At 42.5% G+C, this 20,452-nt stretch carries 16 protein-coding genes; 6 read left to right on the plus strand and 10 right to left on the minus strand.

All coding sequences use genetic code 11. The annotated features are described in order from the left end of the window. The first annotated feature begins 97 nt into the window (after positions 1-97). The 6 genes from N7E81_RS00230 to N7E81_RS00255 all read left to right on the plus strand — a co-directional run bounded on the left by N7E81_RS00230 (position 98) and on the right by N7E81_RS00255 (position 8,695). Entirely contained in the window at positions 98-640 is a 543-nt protein-coding gene (locus N7E81_RS00230) for an RNA polymerase sigma factor (RefSeq protein ID WP_263051268.1), read from the plus strand. Positions 641-692: 52 nt separating this feature from the next. Next, on the plus strand, positions 693-1,613 hold the full coding sequence (locus tag N7E81_RS00235) for a FecR family protein (protein WP_263051269.1): 921 nt from the start codon (positions 693-695) through the stop codon (positions 1,611-1,613). A 47-nt stretch (positions 1,614-1,660) separates the two neighbouring features. Beyond that, entirely contained in the window at positions 1,661-4,066 is a 2,406-nt protein-coding gene (locus N7E81_RS00240) for a TonB-dependent receptor plug domain-containing protein (RefSeq protein WP_263051270.1), read from the plus strand. Between the two features lie 177 nt (positions 4,067-4,243). Continuing rightward, positions 4,244-6,070: a tetratricopeptide repeat-containing sensor histidine kinase gene (locus tag N7E81_RS00245; protein ID WP_263051271.1), complete on the plus strand. Its 1,827-nt coding sequence runs from the start codon at positions 4,244-4,246 to the stop codon at positions 6,068-6,070. Positions 6,071-6,085: 15 nt separating this feature from the next. After that, entirely contained in the window at positions 6,086-6,811 is a 726-nt protein-coding gene (locus N7E81_RS00250; protein ID WP_263051272.1) for a LytR/AlgR family response regulator transcription factor, read from the plus strand. 69 nt (positions 6,812-6,880) lie between these two features. Beyond that, positions 6,881-8,695 carry an ATP-binding protein gene (locus N7E81_RS00255; protein ID WP_263051273.1) on the plus strand — a complete coding sequence of 605 codons (1,815 nt, stop codon included), beginning with the start codon at positions 6,881-6,883 and terminating at the stop codon, positions 8,693-8,695. Between the two features lie 112 nt (positions 8,696-8,807). On the opposite strand, the gene N7E81_RS00260 is transcribed toward N7E81_RS00255, so the two are convergent. From N7E81_RS00260 to N7E81_RS00305, 10 genes are all read right to left on the minus strand, one after another. Next, the gene (locus tag N7E81_RS00260) at positions 8,808-10,697 is read right to left on the minus strand and encodes an amidophosphoribosyltransferase (protein WP_263051274.1); all 1,890 of its coding nucleotides are present in this window, start codon (positions 10,695-10,697) and stop codon (positions 8,808-8,810) included. A gap of 8 nt (positions 10,698-10,705) precedes the next feature. Beyond that, complete coding sequence (locus N7E81_RS00265; RefSeq protein WP_263051275.1) at positions 10,706-12,175, minus strand: NADH-quinone oxidoreductase subunit N; 1,470 nt, start codon at positions 12,173-12,175, stop codon at positions 10,706-10,708. Continuing rightward, positions 12,172-13,803 carry a complex I subunit 4 family protein gene (locus tag N7E81_RS00270; protein ID WP_263051276.1) on the minus strand — a complete coding sequence of 544 codons (1,632 nt, stop codon included), beginning with the start codon at positions 13,801-13,803 and terminating at the stop codon, positions 12,172-12,174. The genes N7E81_RS00265 and N7E81_RS00270 overlap by 4 nt, the downstream gene beginning before the upstream one ends. A gap of 11 nt (positions 13,804-13,814) precedes the next feature. Beyond that, positions 13,815-15,758, minus strand: coding sequence for an NADH-quinone oxidoreductase subunit 5 family protein (locus N7E81_RS00275; RefSeq protein WP_263051277.1), 1,944 nt, complete (start codon positions 15,756-15,758; stop codon positions 13,815-13,817). Beyond that, entirely contained in the window at positions 15,758-16,060 is a 303-nt protein-coding gene (gene nuoK / locus N7E81_RS00280; RefSeq protein WP_263051278.1) for an NADH-quinone oxidoreductase subunit NuoK, read from the minus strand. Before nuoK ends, N7E81_RS00275 begins: the two co-directional genes overlap by 1 nt. Then, the gene (locus N7E81_RS00285; RefSeq protein WP_263051279.1) at positions 16,047-16,589 is read right to left on the minus strand and encodes an NADH-quinone oxidoreductase subunit J family protein; all 543 of its coding nucleotides are present in this window, start codon (positions 16,587-16,589) and stop codon (positions 16,047-16,049) included. The genes nuoK and N7E81_RS00285 overlap by 14 nt, the downstream gene beginning before the upstream one ends. Continuing rightward, entirely contained in the window at positions 16,590-17,807 is a 1,218-nt protein-coding gene (locus N7E81_RS00290) for a 4Fe-4S binding protein (RefSeq protein WP_263051280.1), read from the minus strand. It lies immediately after the preceding gene. 13 nt (positions 17,808-17,820) lie between these two features. Next, positions 17,821-18,861: an NADH-quinone oxidoreductase subunit NuoH gene (gene nuoH, locus N7E81_RS00295; protein WP_263051281.1), complete on the minus strand. Its 1,041-nt coding sequence runs from the start codon at positions 18,859-18,861 to the stop codon at positions 17,821-17,823. Between the two features lie 122 nt (positions 18,862-18,983). Beyond that, entirely contained in the window at positions 18,984-19,790 is an 807-nt protein-coding gene (gene murI, locus N7E81_RS00300; protein ID WP_263051282.1) for a glutamate racemase, read from the minus strand. Between the two features lie 78 nt (positions 19,791-19,868). After that, positions 19,869-20,333 (minus strand): hypothetical protein, encoded by a 465-nt coding sequence (locus tag N7E81_RS00305; RefSeq protein ID WP_263051283.1) that lies wholly within the window; start codon positions 20,331-20,333, stop codon positions 19,869-19,871. Positions 20,334-20,452 lie beyond the last annotated feature (119 nt).

Consider the following 20,452-nt stretch of genomic DNA (forward strand, 5'->3'; position numbering starts at 1 on the left):
CCGTACCCTACTCCACAAGGGCTCTTATCCAAAATTGTTCCAAAAATTAAGCGTCTACATTCTGAGTCTATTATTAGGTGCTTATATTTGAAGATTAATGCTTGACAAAACTATGAATCATATCTCTGTTTGCGAAGAACAGTCTTTTACACGCCTGCACCAAGCGCATGCTGCATCATTAAGGAATTTTCTTTTCTATCGGTTTGGTAGTTTAGAAAAAGCCAAAGATTGCGCACAAGAAGCCTTCATTCGACTGTGGAACAACTGCAGCAAAGTTTCCTTTGAGAAAGCTAAAAGTTTTTTATTTACCACAGCCAACCGAATTTTTCTCGACGATACCGCGCACCAAAAAGTCGTTTTGAAATTTGAGAAAAGAAGCGATATGAGTGAAGCGCAGTCAGAAACCAATCCTGAATTTCTATATCAAGTCGATGAATTCAAAAATCAATTGGAAACTGTTATTTCTGCTTTGCCAGAAAAACAACGCACAGTATTCCTGATGAGTAGGATCGACAAGATGAAAAATCAGGAGATAGCAGACCTCCTTGAAATTTCCGTAAAAACGGTGGAAAAACACATTACCTCATCTCTAAAATCGATCCGATCAGAACTAGACGAACTCAATCATTTCTCTATCTAAAGTAGGGAAATCACGACACTTCTCGTCTTACCAATAGAAAAACTAAAACGCCATGGACAACAAGCACATTGATAAGGATCAGATACTCGCCCAGTGGCTAAATGGTGAGTTGACTACCAAAGAGGCTAAAACTCACCTAGCCCCAGAAGAATTTTCAAAATATCAACAAATCATAAGCGAAGTAGGTCAGTGGGTACCTGCTCATGACCAACAGGTATTTGACCCTCAAGAGATTTTGAAATCCAAGAAAGAAGCCAAAGTCGTGCGCATGAGTATCTGGCAGTATGCCTCAATAGCCGCAGCCATACTATTGGCACTGTTTGTAGGACCTATACTCTATCAATCACTCACTACGGTTTCACACGAAACGGCTTTTGGCGAAATGAAAACCATCTCCTTGCCAGATGGCAGCTCTAGTATAATGCTAAGTGCCAATTCAAAAGTAAGCTGGAAAAAGAGCCACTGGCGTAAAGGAAAAAGACTACTTACACTCTCGGGCAAGGCCTATATAGACGTCCCTCAAAAAGGTGCTTTCGACGTAATAACCGAAGCAGGAACCGTATCGGTACTGGGTACACGCTTCGTAGTACATCAGATCGACGAAGTCCTACATGCACAGTGTTATGAAGGTCGTGTGCGAGCATCTAACCCCAAAGGCAAATCAATAGAAATCAGCCAAGGCGAATCGAGCTTGTTTTTCAATGGAAAATGGAGCCCAAAAGAATTGTTTGACTTAGATTTTCCAGAGTGGATCAAGGATCACATTTCATTTACCAATACACCAATAAAACTTGTACTAGACGAATTACACGCCAACTATGGACTTACGATCAAGGTCGGACAAGTAAACCTGGCAAGACGATTCACTGGATCTATTCCTAAAGACGATCTGGATCAATCGCTCAAGATCATATTCCCAACTCTAGGCATCGACTACCGATTGGAAGACAATACTCTATATTTGTCTGAATAAGCAGAGAAGAATTGAAGGTACGATACATATATTTAGCCACACTAATCATGTGTGTAGGGAGCAGTCTGTCATTTGCACAGTCCAAGGCTCCGTTTTTAGCTGCCATCCATCACTACGAAGAAAGTTTAGGAGTCAAATTTTCGTATGACCCAGCCATCATCTCTCTTATCTCACGTCAAGTAGATATTCCTGAAGACATCAACCAATTCATTGCACAAGTAGTGGAGGGATTGCCTTTAAACATTGATAAAATAAGCGAAGATTATTATACCATTTTGGTGGTTGAAAAAACATACACGCTCCGATTAATTGACTCACTCACACGTGCGACCATTCCGTTGCCTTTATTCTTTTTGATCAATGGACACCCTAGCTCCCTTCAAGCAGAAAATAACCAAGCAACGTTCAAATACAAGCCTATGCTCAATGATACACTGATCGCCTATGCTCCTGGTTATGTCAAACGCAAAATACCCGTTAGCCAATTGATAAACGAAAGAGCCCTTGCCATAGGACTTTTGACCCAAACGTACTTGCTGGAAGACGTGCTAATCGAAGATTACATCACTAAGGGCATCAATATGGATCCTTCCGATCACAGCATCACCATCGAAGTCAAAGACCTGCCACTCCTTCCTGGAGAAACAGACGGAGACATCTTTGCCAGTCTAGCAGCATTGCCTGGCATTTCTACTCCCGATGGCAGACCAGGTAATTTATTCATCCGGGGCAATACCATCGACCAATCGCTCATCCTTTTCGACAACATTCCCATGTATCACAGAGGGCATTACTTTGGCACTATATCTCCATACAATCAAAAAGTAGTGGACAACGTCGAAGTACATAGGAGTGGCTATCATCCCAGAATGGGTGGAAGAGTAGGTGGCGCCGTTTTTATCAACTCTGAAGAAGAGGTAAACAACCAATCGCGATATGGTGTAGGCATGAATACACTATACGCCATGGTATATGGAAAAACTCCATTAGCCAATAAAAAAGTAGGTTTGATCATAGGCGCACGGCATTCGTATCCCACCTCAGTAAGATCTCCCAAACTAAATGCCATTACCAAGTCTGTATTTGCTGCCACAGGGCTCATAGATGAAAATGGCAACATTACCTCTGACGTAGATGTTGTCTTTCAGGATTATCACGCCAAGTTGATCTTTAGACCAAATGAGAAACACAAAATATCCACTTCTGGAATTTACAGCCGTTCAGACCTATCTTATACCCTAGTAAAAGGTGTGGCTCAAAATCAAGACGAACACATAGATTTTGAAAACTACGGAGCCAATGCAGAGTGGCAATACAAACTAAACAACCGTTGGAACACTTCATTGATCCAAACGTTGGGCAACTTCACCTACTCCACACTATCGACTACCCCTTCAGGCAATTTTTTCGCCATCAATAAGATCAAAGATTACAATACACGACTAGAAATAGACAAAGTGGCACAGACCAATCATACCTTGCAGATAGGTGTTGACTACAAATGGCAACAAGCAGATTTGGGCTACAAAAATTTCTTCACTACAAGTCTAATTCACCTCAATAAATCCATAAGCGCACATACCCTTTCTCCCTTTGCCAATGTAGAGTGGTATTCGGCTAGAGCAAATCTCCAAATAGGCTTGAGGGGAAATTACTATAGCCCAACACAAGCCTTCTACTTTTCTCCCAGACTGTCTGCCAACTATATGGCTACACCATGGCTAAGTCTAAAAGCCTCTGCAGGCAGGTATCATCAGTTTATGAGTCAAGTAAAAAACCTAGAACTCGGATCAGGAGGATTCGATACTGAACTATGGATGCTGGCTGACTCCAACGATGTGCAAAGCATTTCTGGCTCGCAATTCATGACAGGTTTCATGGCAAACAATAACAATTGGCTAGTAGACGTAGAGGCCTACTACAAAACAGCCAACAATGTCACTTATTATGAAGACAGGCGGTTCAACCTAGTCAGTGATTATTTCACAGCAAACGACCTCCTATATGGTGTGGACACCTATCTAAAAAAAGCATTTCACAAACATACCTCTGTATGGGTAGGTTATTCTTTTAGCGATTCGAAAATCACACTAGACACCACCAGTCAAACCACCTATAAATCCAAATACATCCAACCCCACCAAGTGTATGTGGGTACAGCCTATCACAAAGACCGTTGGAAATTATCTGCCATATGGAAATACGGTTCTGGCCTAAATGCAAAATCTCTTGAAATAGCCTATGCCCAAGTCATATACGAACAAGCGCAAGCCAACCTCCCTCCAGGAGTTCCTGTGCAGCCCGACCCTTTTGTAGATGTCCCCGAGCGCTACCCCAACGTCCACTCGCTAGACGTGTCTGCCTCATATCGGATCCCACACACGCCCGAGCGCAAGTGGTCTGCTAGCTTTGGCCTATCCATCATCAATGTATTCGACCAAAAAACCTGGTAGACAAAGCCTTTAGAGGCAACCCTCCTCCACCCGAGTTTGTAGACCGTGACGCACTGGGCTTTGCACCCAATCTCATGGTAATGATCGAATGGTAGACCCTGCCCTCATATTTTGGTTTTCATTAATTTTTCCAACAAGAACCATGTAAATTACTGTTTCTTTTAGCTAGAGCTAACAATGACCAAGTTGCAGTATATTTTCACGGTTTTACTATTTCTCCTTACCTCTACCTATAGTTTCTCTACTTCTAACCTCAATGATCTAGACAGCCTTCGTCAGCAATTGAAAACAGAACAAAATGAGGATAAAATTTACGTCATACATGAAACATTGGCCTATACCTATATGCTCATTGGCACACATGACTCTAGCCTCCTTTATTACCAGAAATCACTCGACTACCATCGCGCACAAAAAAACAAAAAAAAAGAGGCCGACATACTGGTGAGCATAGGCGAAACCTACCGAAACAATGATGTACCTGACCGTGCCATGGATTTTTTTATCCAAGGCATAAAAATATATGAAGCATTGAACTTACATGGACAGGTAGCCTCCACATACAACAGCATGGCTGACCTAGTGATGCGGCAAAATGATTATACCAAAGCCAAAGAGTATATGGCGATGGTACAACAAATCCTCCATCATACTTCCTATCCGTCGGCACTAGCTCATTCATTTATGAATCAAGGCCGAATATTCAATAGTATGCTACAATTTGATAGTGCTGTATATTATCATCAAAAAGCAATTGATCTTTTCGACTCGCTAGGCATGTATCACGACAAAGGCAGAGCCATGCATAACCAAGCCAATTCATTGCGTGAGTTAAAAAGATTCGATGAAGCATTGGACATCTGCCAACAAGTGCTCCTAATACCCGAATTAAAAGCAAACATCAAAAGTCAGATTTTCACCATTCTTTTAATTGCCAATATATACATGGATACCGATCGGCCTAGACAAGCCATCAAATATGGTATCGAAGGGCTGGAATTGGCCAAAAAGTATGGTTTCTTGGATCGGGAAAGAGTAGCCTACAAGTACTTATCTCAAACATATGACAAAATGGGAGATTACAAAGCAGCCTTCAAATACCACCAACAATTCACGACTCTTATGGAAGCCATCTTTGACAAAGACAAATATGAGCAGGTCAATCGAATGAATGCACTATACGAATCCGAAAAAAAGGAGCAAACGATTGCTATACATGAAGCCAATCTGGAGGCCAGAGAAGCTACAATTGCCCTTCAGCAGAGTCGCCAAAGTCAGCTATACTTTGGAATTGGGTTTGCAATATTTATAGGTCTGGTATTAGCGATTAGCTATGTGGGGCAAACCAAAAGCAATAAACTACTCCATCAGCAGAAGCTAGAAATAGAAAAACAAAACAGCGAAAGAGAAACACTACTCAAAGAAATCCACCACCGTGTAAAAAACAACCTACAGGTCATCTCCAGTCTACTCAGCATGCAGTCTCGACAAATGGAAGATGGCGAAGCCAAAACAGCCGTAAGGGAAGGCCAAAGCCGAATCAAATCAATGTCGCTCATTCATCAAAAGCTATACAGTGAAGATAACCTATCACGCATCAATATGAAGGAATACATAGAAGACCTGAGTAGTTTTCTTTTCAAAAGCTATAAGCCTAGCAAATCTGTATCTCAACTCATAGAAGCGGATGAAGTGATGCTAGACGTTGACACAGCCGTACCATTAGGATTAATCATCAACGAACTAATTTCCAATGCCTTGAAATATGCTTTCGAGCCTGAACAAAAAGGGGAAATCAGCATTCGTTTGAATCATGAAGACAATGGGTATGTTTTACACATTGCCGATACAGGTAAAGGACTCCCTCAAAACTTCGATCAAAAGCAGAGTATGGGTATGAAGTTGGTGACCATTCTGGTAGATCAGATCGATGGCCTTATGAAAATAGATAACTCTCTTGGTACATTTTTCACCATAAAGTTCAAGGATAAACGAGCAGCTTAATCTATTTTAGAAGACATGATTAAAATTTTAATAGTAGAAGATGAATTGATTATCGCCCATCATATCAAAGATATTTTGGAATCCAATGATTATGAAGTAGTAGGCGTAGCCAAGTCATACGATGCTGGGTTAGAAAAACTCACCGAGTGCAAGCCTGACCTTGTTCTAATAGACATTCAAATCGACGGATCCAAAGATGGCGTAACCTTGGCCTCCACCATACGAAGCGATTTTCATATCCCATTTGTATTCATTTCTTCACATACGGATCGAGCCACGATAGACCGTGCAAAAGAATGCGAACCTTATGGTTTTTTGGTTAAGCCCTTTGAAGAGGATGATATATTAGTAGCCGTAGAAATCGCTCTAAGCAATTATGCTAAAGAACAAAACAACAATACCGATTCCGAGTTTAGCAACTTCACCATCAACGACAGTCTTTTCATCAGACAAAAAAATACGGCCATAAAAGTTGCTTACAACGACATCTACTATGCCAGTGCCGATTCCAATTACTGCACGATTTTCACCAAAGAAAAAAAATTTGTGATGCGATCTACGCTCAAAGAATTAGAAACCAAACTCAATGACAAACGCTTCTTTCGCTGCCACAAATCGCACCTCGTCAACCTCAACCACCTATCTGCCGTAAATACGGAATCTATCATTATCTATCAAGCCGAATTGCCTATTGGACGTGAACAACAGGTTTGGCTCATGAATCAGATCAACAAGATATAGACTGGGTCTCGTGTCTTTTTGTTAAATTAAAGGCCGATGTTAGACTAACTACTTCGCGTTTCATCCCATATGGTTCTACATAAAAAGCTCCTTCTGACTCTTCTAGCTACACTAAGTATTTTATGGTGTCAGGCTAGTGATTTGACATGGAAGCAAGCCCAGCAGAAAAAAAAAGGAACCATTGCCATCCAATACAAAGTAAATGCCCCTTTTCTACTTTCGACCGACGGTGTACTTGAAGGGCTCGAATACGAAATGATGGTTGGTTTTCAACGCTACCTATCCAAACAATATGGCATAGAGATCAATTATCACTGGATCGAATGGTCTACCCTCTCTGAAATTTTCGAACAAATACAAATTGAAGAAAGGGCGGGCGACATAGGACTAGATATCATATCTTGGACTGCCGACCGAGAGAAAAATGTAAAATTTTCCAAACCCTATTTCCCGGATTTTCAGGTGCTCATCACCCACCGATCAAACCCCAGCATCCTACACGAAAATGAATTCATCGTGCCATACAACGACTATACTGCCATTTCTGTACTAGGCACCACCTATGATCAAAACCTTAAAAAAATCCGAGAAACTGGCGCTCATTTTAATATTCGCTACATAGAGCAGAGCACACAAGTCATCGATGAGATCATCAATTCCCCGAAGACTTTTGGGTATAGCGACTTGACACGCTACCTACTCGCACTCAACAAAGACCTGCCCATTAAGCGGCTCAATGCCTATGCCATGAAAGGACATGGACTCGGCGTGATTTTCAACAAAGATTCGGACTGGGACATCCCTTTCAACGAATACCTAACAAGCCCAGACTTTGAACGTATCAAAAAAGGCAGTGTGCAGCGATACTTTGGTTCGGAATTCAACGAATTCATACGAAATCTATCCAATCATCAAGATGAAGAAATGGTACTCTTGATGCAGGAAAAAATGTTTATGGATGAAGAAATAGAACAAAGCAGAGCCGAGTCCGAACGTCAGGAACAAATCAAAAACCTACTCATTATCGTAGTGGCTTTTGCCTTACTCACCGCTTTCTTTTTATTCAATAGAAGTAAGATCAAATCCAATGCAAACAAAGTGCTCATGGCGCACAAGGATACAATTGAGCAAAAAAATGAATTGCTTAGCCTGAGAAATAAAGAGCTGACAGATATTAACGAAGAAAAAAATAGCTACATCCATATCTTGTCTCACGACCTAAGGGCACCGATCAACAACATCAACAGCCTCTCCAAATTACTACAAGATGCCCAGCTCAACCCAGAAGAAAGCAAACTACTCAACCACATTACGAGCGAATCCCAAAGACTCAGCGATATGGTCACTAGAATATTGGACATTGAGAAAATAGAATCGCAGCGCATAGACGAGTACCGCCCTGTAGACCTGACAGAATGCCTGCAAAAAATAGTTGACAACTTTCAAACTACAGCTTCCGACAAACACATTACGATACACAGCAGCTTATCCCCAAATACCTTCTTATTAGGCTTAGATGAATTTGTCTATCATGTCTTTGAAAACTTACTTTCAAATGCTATTAAATTTACTCCTCTTCACAAAAACATCTATCTAACTTCTGAAGTGCAGCAAAACCAACTATTGATCCACTTACGTGACGAAGGACCTGGTATATCTGAAGCAGATCAAGAAAAGATGTTCAAAAAATTTCAAACCTTGTCGGCCAAAGCTACTGGAGGAGAAAAGTCCAATGGCATTGGCCTGTCTATCGTTCACAAATATGTATCGTTACTCAATGGACAACTCACCTATCAGTCTACACTAGGAGAAGGTACCACTTTTACCGTTGCATTTGAGAGTGTTTCTCCTGAAGGGAAAAATTCAGTCCCAAAAAACAAATAATTCTAGAAACACATATTGAAACGCTCAAACAAAAAGAGGCTGCATCGAATGTAGATTCTTACGAACCAGACACTTGATGCAGCCTCTAAAATACTTTTAAGCGAACCTGCTATTAATAAGCTCTCACTGTCACACCTTTCATGAAGTTAACGAAAGCTTTGTTCACCACCCGGTTGCCTCCTACTGTAGGGAAGTTGCCTGTAAAATACCAGTCACCTCTGTGTTCTGGACAGGCTTTATGTAGATTCTCCACAGACTGGAAAATCACTTCTAAATCGGCCTTCATCCCCTTAGGTCGTACAATATCCGTGATTTTAGCAGACACCTGATCTGCCGTAAATGGCTGATACAGTTCCAACACATGGTTCGGTGCCGTAGGGTTATTAAATGACTCTTCGCACTTCGCCAATACCTCTTCAAGCAGATGAGATTTATTGTTTTCTTCGAGCAATTCCAACACAGCCCTAAAGGCTACAAAATCCTTCATCTTGCTCATATCTATCCCATAGCAATCAGGAAATCTGATTTGTGGTGCAGACGATACAATCACGATTTTCTTTGGTTCTAACTTATCCAGCAAAGTCAGAATACTCTTCTCTAGCGTTGTTCCTCTGACGATAGAATCGTCGATGATCACTAGGTTATCAATGCCTTTATTTACTACTTCATAAGTGGTATCGTAGACATTGGCTACGAGCTCGTCGCGAGAAGAATCATCAGCAATAAACGTCCGTAACTTGGCGTCTTTGATTACCATTTTTTCCACTCTTGGACGGAACGACAGCACATCTTCTATATCGCCAGCATGTGGCTTGCCATCTATGATGATTTCTTTCCTTTTCTTTACCAAATATTCATCCAGCCCACTCATCAGCCCCAAAAAGGCCGTCTCGGCAGAGTTTGGTATAAATGAGAATATGGTGTTTTTCAAATCGAAATTCACCGATTTCAACACTTTAGGCACGAGCAATTCGCCCAGTTTTTTCCTTTCTCTATAGATATCTGGATCAGAGCTTCTTGAAAAATAGATTCTTTCGAAACTACAAGATTTTTTGGGTAGCATTTCGATAAACTGCTCTTCACTAAACGACCCGTCTTGATTGATGATCAAAGCATGCCCTGGGGTGATTTCCTTGATTTCCTCATAAGCACAGTTGGTTGCTGTTTTGATCGCAGGCTTTTCTGAGGCCACAATCACCACCTCTTCATCTGCATAATAATAAGCTGGACGAATGCCCGCAGGGTCACGAGCCACAAACGAAGCACCATGTCCCAACATACCTGCCATAGCATATCCTCCATCAAAATCTTTACACGATTTTTTCAAGATATTAATCACTGACAGTTCTTCTTCTATCTTTTTAGTAATCTCCTGATTAGATAGCTGAAACTTATGTTTATTAAATATTTCTTGATTTTCCTCGTCAAGAAAATGACCGATCTTTTCCATTACGGTCACTGTATCTGTTTTTTCTTTTGGGTTTTGGCCTAAGCCAATGAGTATATCAAATAACTCTTCTACGTTAGTCATGTTGAAGTTACCTGCGACTACCAGGTTTCTACTTCTCCAATTGTTTTGCCTGAGAAAGGGGTGACAGCTTTCGAGGCTATTCTTGCCGTGAGTACCATATCTAAGATGCCCCAACCACACTTCGCCTGTAAAACCATAGTTTTTTTTGAGCCAAGCTTCATTGTTGAAATTTTCTTTACCACCCTCCTTGAGTGCTTTACCAAACTTCTTCCCGACCTTATCAAAGATCTTTTGGAGGGAATTAGCATCTATAGATCTATATCTACTGATATATCGGTAGCCTGGTTCAAGCCCAAGCTTGATATTGGCGATACCTGCCCCGTCCTGCCCCCTGTTTTGCATCTTTTTCATCAAGAGCAAAAGCTTGTTGGCACCGTAGAGGGGCGTGTTGTACTTGTCAATATAATATTGAAGGGGTTTTCTCAAACGGAGGTGGGCAATGCCGCACTCGTGTTTAATTGGGTCGCTCATATCACTGATTAAAGTGCAAAGTTAAACTGATTTAATACGTTCAGCAATAGGTCGGCTTTAAAGAATGATAATAATACTAGGAACACTACGATAGCTACAATAGTGCCATCTTTTGGGGAAAATTTAAATTCTTTTTCTGCATCCGAGGGATGCACCCATAGGTAATATGGGATTTTCAAATAATAAAACAAAGCAATGGCAGTATTGAGCAACCCTAGCCCAAACAACCAAATCAAATAAGTGTGGCCTTCGGTCTGATAATATTCCCACAAGGAAGAAAACATGACCAATTTGGCTGTAAATCCGCCAGTAGGTGGTAGACCCGCCAGGGCAATCATAATCACCACAGCAAATACCCCCATCCACGGAGACTTCCTACCCACCCCTGCTAGGTCTTTGATCGTGACAAATCCTTGCCTTTCGAAGAGCTCAATCAAGTAAAAAGCGCCAATGTTCATAAAGGCATAGACGATGGCATAGAGCAGCAAGGCTTGTATCCCAAAATCATTGCCCACGATGATACCAATGATGAGCATACCCGAATGAGCGATAGATGAATAAGCCATCATTCTTTTGGCATTGGTCTGGCTGAGTGCAGACAGGTTGCCTACAAGCATACTCACGATTGCCAGCCCTGAAAAGATCATTTTCCAATCGAAATCAAGTATCTCAAGCTGAGTGGTGAGTACAAACTGTGCCAAGAAAATAAGTACGGCTACTTTAGGCACGACAGAGATATAAGCCACCACTGGTGTAGGTCCAGCTTCATAAGCATCCGGCGTCCAGATGTGCATCGGTGCCAGTGAAAGCTTAAACCAAATGCCCACAAAAAACAAAAGCAAGGCAACAGTGAGCCAAGCTCCGGCATATGCGCCGCTCTCAATAAAAGCACCCAAGCCAGCCAAATCCAATGTACCAGTAAGCCCGTAGATCAGCGAAAGCCCATAAAGCATCAGTCCACTTGCCATCGCTCCAAATAGTAAATACTTGATTCCCGCTTCAAAGCCTTTTCGATCAAAGTTGAAATTGATCAATAGATACGAAGTAATAGAAACCAGTTCGAGCGACAAGTAAAACAGCAGGAGATTATTAACCTCTATGAGCAGCATAGCACCCAACAAGATCATAAAAATCAGGAAGTGATACTCCCCTCTTTTGAGCAGGTTTTCCCCTTTCGGAAAAAGCAAAACAAAGCCTGTGATGACGATAAAGAAGAGCTTGGCTAAACCAGTGACTTGTGACTGAACAAGCAATCCATCAAAATACGAACCAGGTGCAGTAGCAGTAGATACCGTCAAGGCGATCAAGCCCAGCAAAAAGAGACTGAATACCGTTTTCACTACCGTGCCTTTGTCCTCATATATCAACTGAAGTATGATCATCACAAAGCACCCTACGATCAGCGTGGCTTCTGGCAAAAGAATACCAAAATCATTGATGATCGTTTGTATTTGGTCGTTCAGCGAACCTAACCTCATCGTACAATGGCATTTATAAGTTCAAGATTTTGACTGCCTTGGATATGTACATAATCTACAAACCCCATCACAGTCTCGTTGGCTAGGTCTAATAGCAAGCCCGGAAAGATCCCAAAAACCAGTGCCATGATCACTAGTGGCACAATCATAATCCATTCTCGCGTGGTCAGGTCTGGCAACTGCCAGCTCTCGTCTCTTACCCAAAATTTTCCAAAAAACATGCGCTGGATCGTCCAGAGGAAATAGGCAGCTCCCAACACCAGTCCTAGCAGACCCAGTATCGGCATAAAAGTAGCTACGATCGAACCATTAACAGCGCCATCGAAAGCACCAATCAGGACTAAAAACTCTGCGATAAATCCCGAGAAGCCTGGCAAGCCTAGAGCGGCAAAGAATGAAATAATAACTGCTACCGAATACCAAGGCATTTTGGACGCTAGCCCGCTATAATTAGCGATCATCCGATCGCCTGTACGGTCATACAATACACCAGCCATCAAAAACAACAAAGCAGATATGATGCCGTGGCTAAACATCTGAAACAATGCGCCAGCATTTCCCTCCACGGTCAGCGAAGCCATGCCCAGCATCACAAATCCCATGTGAGAAACAGAGGAGTAGGCAATTAATCTTTTTAAATCCGACTGAGCCATGGCTACAAAAGCCGCATATACAATGGCTACCACACCTATTAATCCAATCCACCAACCATATTCAATGGCTCCATCAGGGAAGATGGTATAACCTATTCTGTAAAAACCATAACCTCCAATTTTCAACAAGATACCAGCCAGCACAACAGAGATAGGCGTAGGTGCCTCCACATGAGCATCGGGCAACCAAGTATGCACAGGCACTGCAGGAAGCTTGATAGCAAAACCTATAATCAACAATATAAAGGCCCAAGCACGGTAAGTCAACCCCATCAACCGTCCGTCGAAATCAATCGCAAGCAATGAACCTGAAAGGAAGTTATCTGGATTCATCATTTTCATAATATCAAATACATGAACACTTGACTCTGGATTTTGTACAACAGACAGACTCAACCCAATCATCACCATCAAGATCAGTAAAGAACCCACTAATGTGTATATGAAAAACTTGATTGATGCATATGCTCTTCGCTTGCCGCCCCATATTCCAATCAGGAAGTACATGGGCAAAAGCATAAACTCGAAAAATAAGTAGAACAAGAAAAAATCTAGCGCCACAAAACAGCCTATTACACTCGTGCTCAGCACCATGTAAAGCATGAAGTAGCCCTGTAAGTTTTTGGTAATATTCCATGAAGAAATGACCCCTATGAAAAGGACAATGGCAGACAGCAACACAAGCGCCAAGCTCAATCCGTCTACACCGATGTGATATTGTATAAGCAAACTCCCAAACGAGCCCAAATTGAGCTGAATCCAGTCTAGCTGCTGTACAAACTGCATGCTTTGTGCGCCATAGCCCGTCACTTTCGAATCGAATGAACAGACCAAAACTACGGATAGTACAGTCACTACACTGAGTGCCACGAGTGCCACCCATTTGTATAAATGAGCCTTTGACTGCGGAATGGCCAGCATCACCGCCACAGCGATGAGCGGAATAAAGACCAACCAAGAAAGTAAATGATCCATTACCATATTTATCAAGTCATTAATTCAAAAAAGTAAAAAATGAGCAGCACACCAAAAACCGCCCAAGCCAAATAATTTTGCACATTGCCGCCCTGCATGTGTCGAGTACGCTCCCCTGCAAAATTGGCTAGCCACGTGGCTAATTTCACACAACCATCCACGATGCTGCGATCGAACCAAGCGAGCAGATAGGCCAGTACCACTTGCAGCTCTGCTACGAGGTTGACCACACGATCTACCACTTTCTGATCCCACCAGTAGGCGGCTTGCGCCAATGTTTTAGAGCCTTTCACAATCGCTAAATCATAAAAAGCATCAATAAAAAAGTTTTGATTAGACAACTTATATGTCAATGTTTTAGTACCAGCTACTAAGCCTCCAAACATTCTCTTTTCTATATACAAGTATGAAAATCCTAATCCCGCCAGTGCCAATCCGACAGACAGCACAGGCACCACAATCGAATGACCTGCCACCTGGCCACTACTGAAAGTAGACAAAGCCGATACGAGCCAGCTACTACTTGGGTCGAATGGATTGGCTGAAAATACAAAGCCGATAGACAACAGTGCCAATATGAGCAAAGGCACTTTGACTACTACCGCTTCTGCATACGGCTCGGAAGTCGTCGTATCGCTATTGAAGAATACTTTGAAATACAAGCGAGCCATGTAGGCCGCAGTCATAAAGACCGACGCAAATCCAAATACCATCACAAAAGCAGGTAAGTGACTCGCGGCTGTCAGACCATTTAATATCATCTCTTTGGACAGAAATCCTGAGAACATGGGCAACCCAGCCAATGACAGCAAGCAAAGTGTAAAGACCAAAAAAGTCATAGGCAACACACTTTTGAGCCCACCCATATTCCGGATGTCCTGCGGGTCAAAACCTGTCTCGTGCCTAGTCTCATGATAATAATGAATAATGCTTCCCGAACAGAGAAACAAACCCGCCTTGAAAAACGCATGTGTAGTCAGGTGAATAAAGGCCGCCACAGGAAACCCCGCACCAATAGCCATAATCATATATCCCAACTGAGAGACCGTAGAAAAGGCCAAAATTTTCTTAATATCATTTTGCGCGAAAGCGGCAAAAGCACCCATGAAAGCGGTGATTCCTCCTATAACACCAATAACTGTCAGCACCTCTGGTGCCAGCAACGGAAAAACTCGCACCATCAAATACACGCCAGCAGCCACCATAGTAGCCGCATGTATGAGTGCCGAAACTGGCGTAGGCCCAGTCATGGCATCGGGCAACCAAGTCTGAAGTGGAAACTGTGCTGACTTGCCCACCGCGGCAAGAAACAGACCAATACCCATGGCAATCAAAAAGCCAGTAGGCATCCCCGAATTTACAGGATCATAGCCGATCAGTTCTTGGATATTTAATGTTTTGAAAAAAGCATACAGCACGAATATGCCAAGCAGAAAACCCACATCTCCCACCTTATTCATCAAGAAAGCCTTGAAGGAAGAGATAGGCGGAGCGGCCTTTTCGAACCAAAAACCAATGAGCATATAGGAACTAAACCCTACCAACTCCCAGAAAATAAAAGTCAACAGCAAATTAGACGATAGTACAATGCCATACATAGAAAAGGCAAAAAGCCCTAGCAAGGCAAAATAACGAGGCTGCGCATCGTCATGCTTCATATACTCGATAGAGAACAGCGCCACGAGCAGAGCCACAATAGCCACCACGATCGCCATGACTCCCGACAGCGCATCATAATACAGCCCAACTTGCAAGGTATGAAGCCCTAGATCCATCCAGTTCCAGTCTACTCCAGCACCAGCTGGTAGTTGAAACCAAGCCACTACTGCCGCTACCAATACCAAAGCAGAAAACACCACCAGTACCTGACCTGCCCATTTTTTAAGCAAAAAATAAGACACCAAGGCACTCAATAGTGGTGCAAACAGAATGATATATAACCAACTATTTCCCATCAGCCGTTGAGTTCATTGAGTTGATCGACATCAGAAACTCCTTGATGTCTAAAAATTTGATACACGATAGCCAACGCCACAGCAGATTCTGCCACAGCCACCACAATCACAAATAGCGTCATCATCTGGCCTGTCAGATTGGGGTCGTTTTGTGAGAAAGCTACCAAGTTGATATTGGCGGCATTGAGTACGAGCTCCACACCAGCGAGAATCATGATCACGCTACGCTTGACCAAAATGATCACCACGCCAATCACCAACAGGATTGCACTAAATATGATATAATGCTCAATCGGTATCATTTGCTCTTTTCTTTTTTAGGTTTAAACCAGATATATAAGCCGCGCCTATCAAAGCCATCAACAGTAAAACTGCCGTAATCTCCAGTGCCACTAGCTCTGTGGTCATCAGGTGAATACCAATCTGCTGTGTAACTGTAAACCCAGAAGCTTCCTGCTCACCAAAATCATGTAAAGGAAATCCACCTTCCTGCATCGGGTACAGGAGTATCCCGAGCAGAGCAAGTCCCAACAAACTGGCCAACAGTACTCCCCTATTCTGGGTCTCCAATCTTTGCCCGTCGATCCGGTGGGTGAGCATGATACCAAACATCATCAGAATGAGTACGCCTCCTATATAAATCATGATCTGCGTAACACCTACAAATTCAGCATTAGATATGATAAACACCCCAGCAATTCCTAAAAACACCAGTACAAGTAAGAATACCGCATGCACAATGTTTTTCGCAAACAAGATCCCTAGCGCTGAAAACACTGAGAACCCTGCTAGAATATAAAAGGCTACAATATTTAGATCTATTCCTTCCACTTAGTCTTTCTTTTTAGGTTTGATCTTGGGTCTGAATACTGGTTTGGCAGCCTTTGGCTTCTCTGACGCCTCGGGTACTACTTCTGACGTACCTTCTTCTGGTTTCAGATCCTGCTCATCAGCTTCCTTCTTTTTAATCTTTGGCCTGAAAACTGGCTTGGCAGCTTTCGGTTTGTCTGCTGTGGCCTCCGCATCAGGCTTTGCCTCTTCATCAGATGCCTTCTTTACTTTGGGTCTGAACACCGGTTTAGCGGCCTTTGGTTTATCGGCAGCTTCCAATGCTGATTCCTCTGTTTTAGCCGCAGGTTTTACTTTCGGTCTAAAGACTGGTTTGCTAGCCTCTGGCTTCTCTGTAGCATCCGACGCTGGCAAATCCACTGGTGCTTCATTAGTCGCTGGCTTTACCTTAGGTCTAAATATAGGCTTGGCAGCCTTCGGTTTTTCATCAATGGTATCGCCTTCAGCTTTTGGCGCTGCAGGTTTCACTTTAGGCTTGAATGCTGGCTTGGCTGGTTTTGCCTCGTCCGTAGTAGCGGCACCTGTAGCTGGCTTTACCATTTTCACCTTTGGTTTGAACGCTCCCGTTTTTGGTTTGGCCGCTACTTCATCCGAAGAAGAAGGTTGGCTTGGCGCTGCTTTGGCCGCGGCAGCCGCTGCTTTTGTCTTTTCTTTTTCAGCAGCATGTGCTTCAAACTCTGCTTTTTTCTCAGCGATCAATTCTGGGCTCATTTCTCCAAATTCGAAATTATGCTCCTTTAGATCAAATACACTAAAATCGTATTCCTTGGTCATGGTGAGACACTCCGTAGGACAAACCACAGTACAAAGACCACAGAAACAACATTTTGACATGTCGATATCGAACTTGGCTGGATATATTCTTTTAGAAGTACCGTCGGATGTTTTGCCGATTTCCTCCACGGCACGTACTGGTTCAATGTCTATACAGTTGACTGGGCACACTTTAGCACATTTGTCACAGACAATGCAGTCGTCTATTTCATTGTGCAATTGATAACGACCAGTATCCGGCACTGGCAATTGTTCAAATGGATATTGTAAAGTCACAATACCATCCTTCTGATCAAAGTACGTTTTGTCTTCCACACCCACAGGCTTGCGCGACTCTCTGGCTTGCCAAATATGACGCATCGTGATCTTCAACCCATAGAGCAGGGAGGATGTCGTCTTTATAATATTTTTAAAATATTGTTTCAAATCTTTCTTTCAGTTAGCCTATCCACAATTTCCAAATGCCACAAACAAACACCATCACCAAAGCGATCGGCGTCAAGTATTTCCAACTCAAAGACATCATCTGATCTACTCTCACGCGAGGATAAGTCCATCTCACCCACATTTGTACAAATACGAGCACCATGGCTTTAGATATCAGCCAAAAGATTCCAATAAAATCTGCCCATAAAGTTCCGTGTGTACCCGATGTCCAGTCGGCTAATTTAACTGCCCCTATGTTTGGCAGTGGGGTATTCCAACTTCCAAAAAAAAGAACGGAAGCCACTAATGATACCAAGAGCATCATACCATATTCGCCTAGCATGATGATTCCCCATCGAAAACCAGAATACTCGGTATGAAAGCCACCAATAAGTTCGGATTCGGATTCTGGAAGGTCGAAAGGTGTCCGATTGGATTCAGCCAAAGAAGCAATAAAAAAGATGATAAATACGACCCACAGCATGGGGTATTTAAACACATTCCAGGCGAGAAATCCTCCATAAGTATTTTCTGGATCTAGCAGCCCTTGCTGTACGGACATTTCCTGAAGGTTCAAGGTCTGAGTAAGCATGACCACACAAAGAATGGACAACCCCAGTGGTATCTCATACGAAACGATCTGAGCTACAGCTCTGAGTGCTCCAAAAAGTGAGAATTTACTATTCGACCCCCAGCCAGCCATCAGAATGCCAATGACATCCAATGAGACGACTGCCATCAGAAAGTACACACCTGTCTCCACTCCTGACCCTTCTATATCTGAGGTGAGCGGCAGCACGGCAAATCCTGAGAAAATAGCCAAAAATATAACCAAAGGGGCTAATACGAATAGTGGCTTATCTGCAGATTTTGTAATAATATCTTCTTTCTGAAGCATCTTGAGCCCATCGGCCAAAACCTGAAGAATACCATACTTCCCTACTACCATAGGACCCAATCTGTCTTGTATAAAAGCAGATACTTTTCGCTCCGCATAGACCGCTATGAGCAAAAAAAACAGCAAGAAGGGGAGATAGAATAAAAACGCTATCATCAGTGATTAAATAAAAAAGTAAGTTAAGTATTCTCTGAGGAATTTCCAGCCCATACGGTGGGGTCTGAAGAGTAGAAAAATTCGACTCAAAAACGGAGTCAGGTTAGCAACAACAACAACAATTACTCCCAGAGAGGGTACTTCTCAAGGTGAATTTCCTTGTTGAAGAAAAGGCGGGCTGCTTTTTCAAAAGCTGGGGTGTAATCTGATACGAGAAATTGATCATTACCTTTTGTTTTGTCGCTTAGTAAATTCAGGGCCTTTAATTGCTGTTTTAAGCTTTGAGCTACAATATTAGCAGAATCGACTAATTCTACCTTGCTTTTGTAGAATTCTTTTATGTCTTCTTTGATAATGGGGTAATGCGTGCAACCCAGAATCAAAGCATCGATAGCTGCCAATTTAGGATCACTCAGATAATTGGCTATGATCTCGTGGCTGACCGAATTGTTGATAAAGCCTTCTTCGATCATCGGCACCAGCAATGGCGTGGCCAATGCATGAAATTCAACGTCAATACCTTGGCTCTGAATCTTTGATTCAAACACCTTGGAGTTGACCGTCTGTAAGGTGCCGATCAGTCCTACTTTACGATGCGTTTCGCTTGTCTTGAGATGTTCGACTACAGGATCTATTACATTGATGACGTGTGCCTTGCTGCCCACATAGGCTTTGATCAGATCGAATGCAGCAGCTGAGGCAGAATTGCAGGCTATGAGAATCACCTTGCACCCTCTTGCGAGTAATATGTCTGTGATCTTAATTGAATACGCTTGGATGGTGGCCGCAGATTTGTCTCCATACGGCAAATGCGCACTATCACCAAAATAGACCATGTCTTCTCCTGGTAGCAAACGTTTGACTGCCTGAGCAACAGTAAGTCCCCCTACTCCACTATCAAATATACCAATGGGTGCGTTTTTGTCCAATGCTTGAATTGTTGAGTTGCAAATATGAAGGATAAATTTCTAGATGCAAACAACTTGTCCCAACATTGGCAACAGGATTTAAAGCACTTCTAGCGGATGCAACAAGGTGGCTTTCAACCCCAAGTCTGCAGCCTCTCCGTTGGAATCATTAGACACATAGTCGATGCTCTCCCCGTCTTGAAATATTTCATAAATGATTTGCCACTTGTTGCTGTTGCAATCTGTGCAAGCGGCATTGTGGGCTTCTACTTTGAGTGTGCTAAGGTCTGCATGCAATAAAGGATTAAGGTCTACAAGAATGTCTTTATTGGGATTCATCCCATATACCTCAGAGGTGTCATACACTAAAGAATCGTCTATATAGATCCGTGCAAAGTCATCCAATTTATAAAAAACAATACTATAGCCTTCTCGGACTGGTTGGACAATCTCTACTTCTGTATCTACAGAAATTGCTTTCTTTTTGGTTTCAGATTGGTTAGACCCACAAGATGTCATGACACACATGATACCTATTATCATTAGCTGTATTAAATTTTTCATCTATGTTATTATCAATAAAGCAGCAAAAGTAATGGTTTGACTCATGGATATGTTTACTCCTACATTAGGCTAATAATAAGTATTTGTTACGCTTTCCTTTGTTATAGTTTTCAATCCAA

The organism is Reichenbachiella carrageenanivorans, from assembly GCF_025639805.1.
GTDB classification, from domain to species: Bacteria; Bacteroidota; Bacteroidia; order Cytophagales; family Cyclobacteriaceae; genus Reichenbachiella; species Reichenbachiella carrageenanivorans.

Bases quoted from the DNA above. Each gene is read 5' to 3' on its own strand.
- nuoK (WP_263051278.1), bottom strand. From the start codon at position 16,060: ATGATACCGATTGAGCATTATATCATATTTAGTGCAATCCTGTTGGTG.
- N7E81_RS00235 (WP_263051269.1), top strand. From the start codon at position 693: ATGGACAACAAGCACATTGATAAGGATCAGATACTCGCCCAGTGGCTA.
- N7E81_RS00255 (WP_263051273.1), top strand. From the start codon at position 6,881: ATGGTTCTACATAAAAAGCTCCTTCTGACTCTTCTAGCTACACTAAGT.
- N7E81_RS00250 (WP_263051272.1), top strand. From the start codon at position 6,086: ATGATTAAAATTTTAATAGTAGAAGATGAATTGATTATCGCCCATCAT.
- N7E81_RS00230 (WP_263051268.1), top strand. From the start codon at position 98: ATGCTTGACAAAACTATGAATCATATCTCTGTTTGCGAAGAACAGTCT.
- nuoH (WP_263051281.1), bottom strand. From the start codon at position 18,861: ATGATAGCGTTTTTATTCTATCTCCCCTTCTTGCTGTTTTTTTTGCTC.
- N7E81_RS00275 (WP_263051277.1), bottom strand. From the start codon at position 15,758: ATGGGAAATAGTTGGTTATATATCATTCTGTTTGCACCACTATTGAGT.
- N7E81_RS00270 (WP_263051276.1), bottom strand. From the start codon at position 13,803: ATGGATCATTTACTTTCTTGGTTGGTCTTTATTCCGCTCATCGCTGTG.
- N7E81_RS00265 (WP_263051275.1), bottom strand. From the start codon at position 12,175: ATGAGGTTAGGTTCGCTGAACGACCAAATACAAACGATCATCAATGAT.
- N7E81_RS00245 (WP_263051271.1), top strand. From the start codon at position 4,244: ATGACCAAGTTGCAGTATATTTTCACGGTTTTACTATTTCTCCTTACC.
- N7E81_RS00305 (WP_263051283.1), bottom strand. From the start codon at position 20,333: ATGAAAAATTTAATACAGCTAATGATAATAGGTATCATGTGTGTCATG.
- N7E81_RS00240 (WP_263051270.1), top strand. From the start codon at position 1,661: ATGTGTGTAGGGAGCAGTCTGTCATTTGCACAGTCCAAGGCTCCGTTT.
- N7E81_RS00260 (WP_263051274.1), bottom strand. From the start codon at position 10,697: ATGAGCGACCCAATTAAACACGAGTGCGGCATTGCCCACCTCCGTTTG.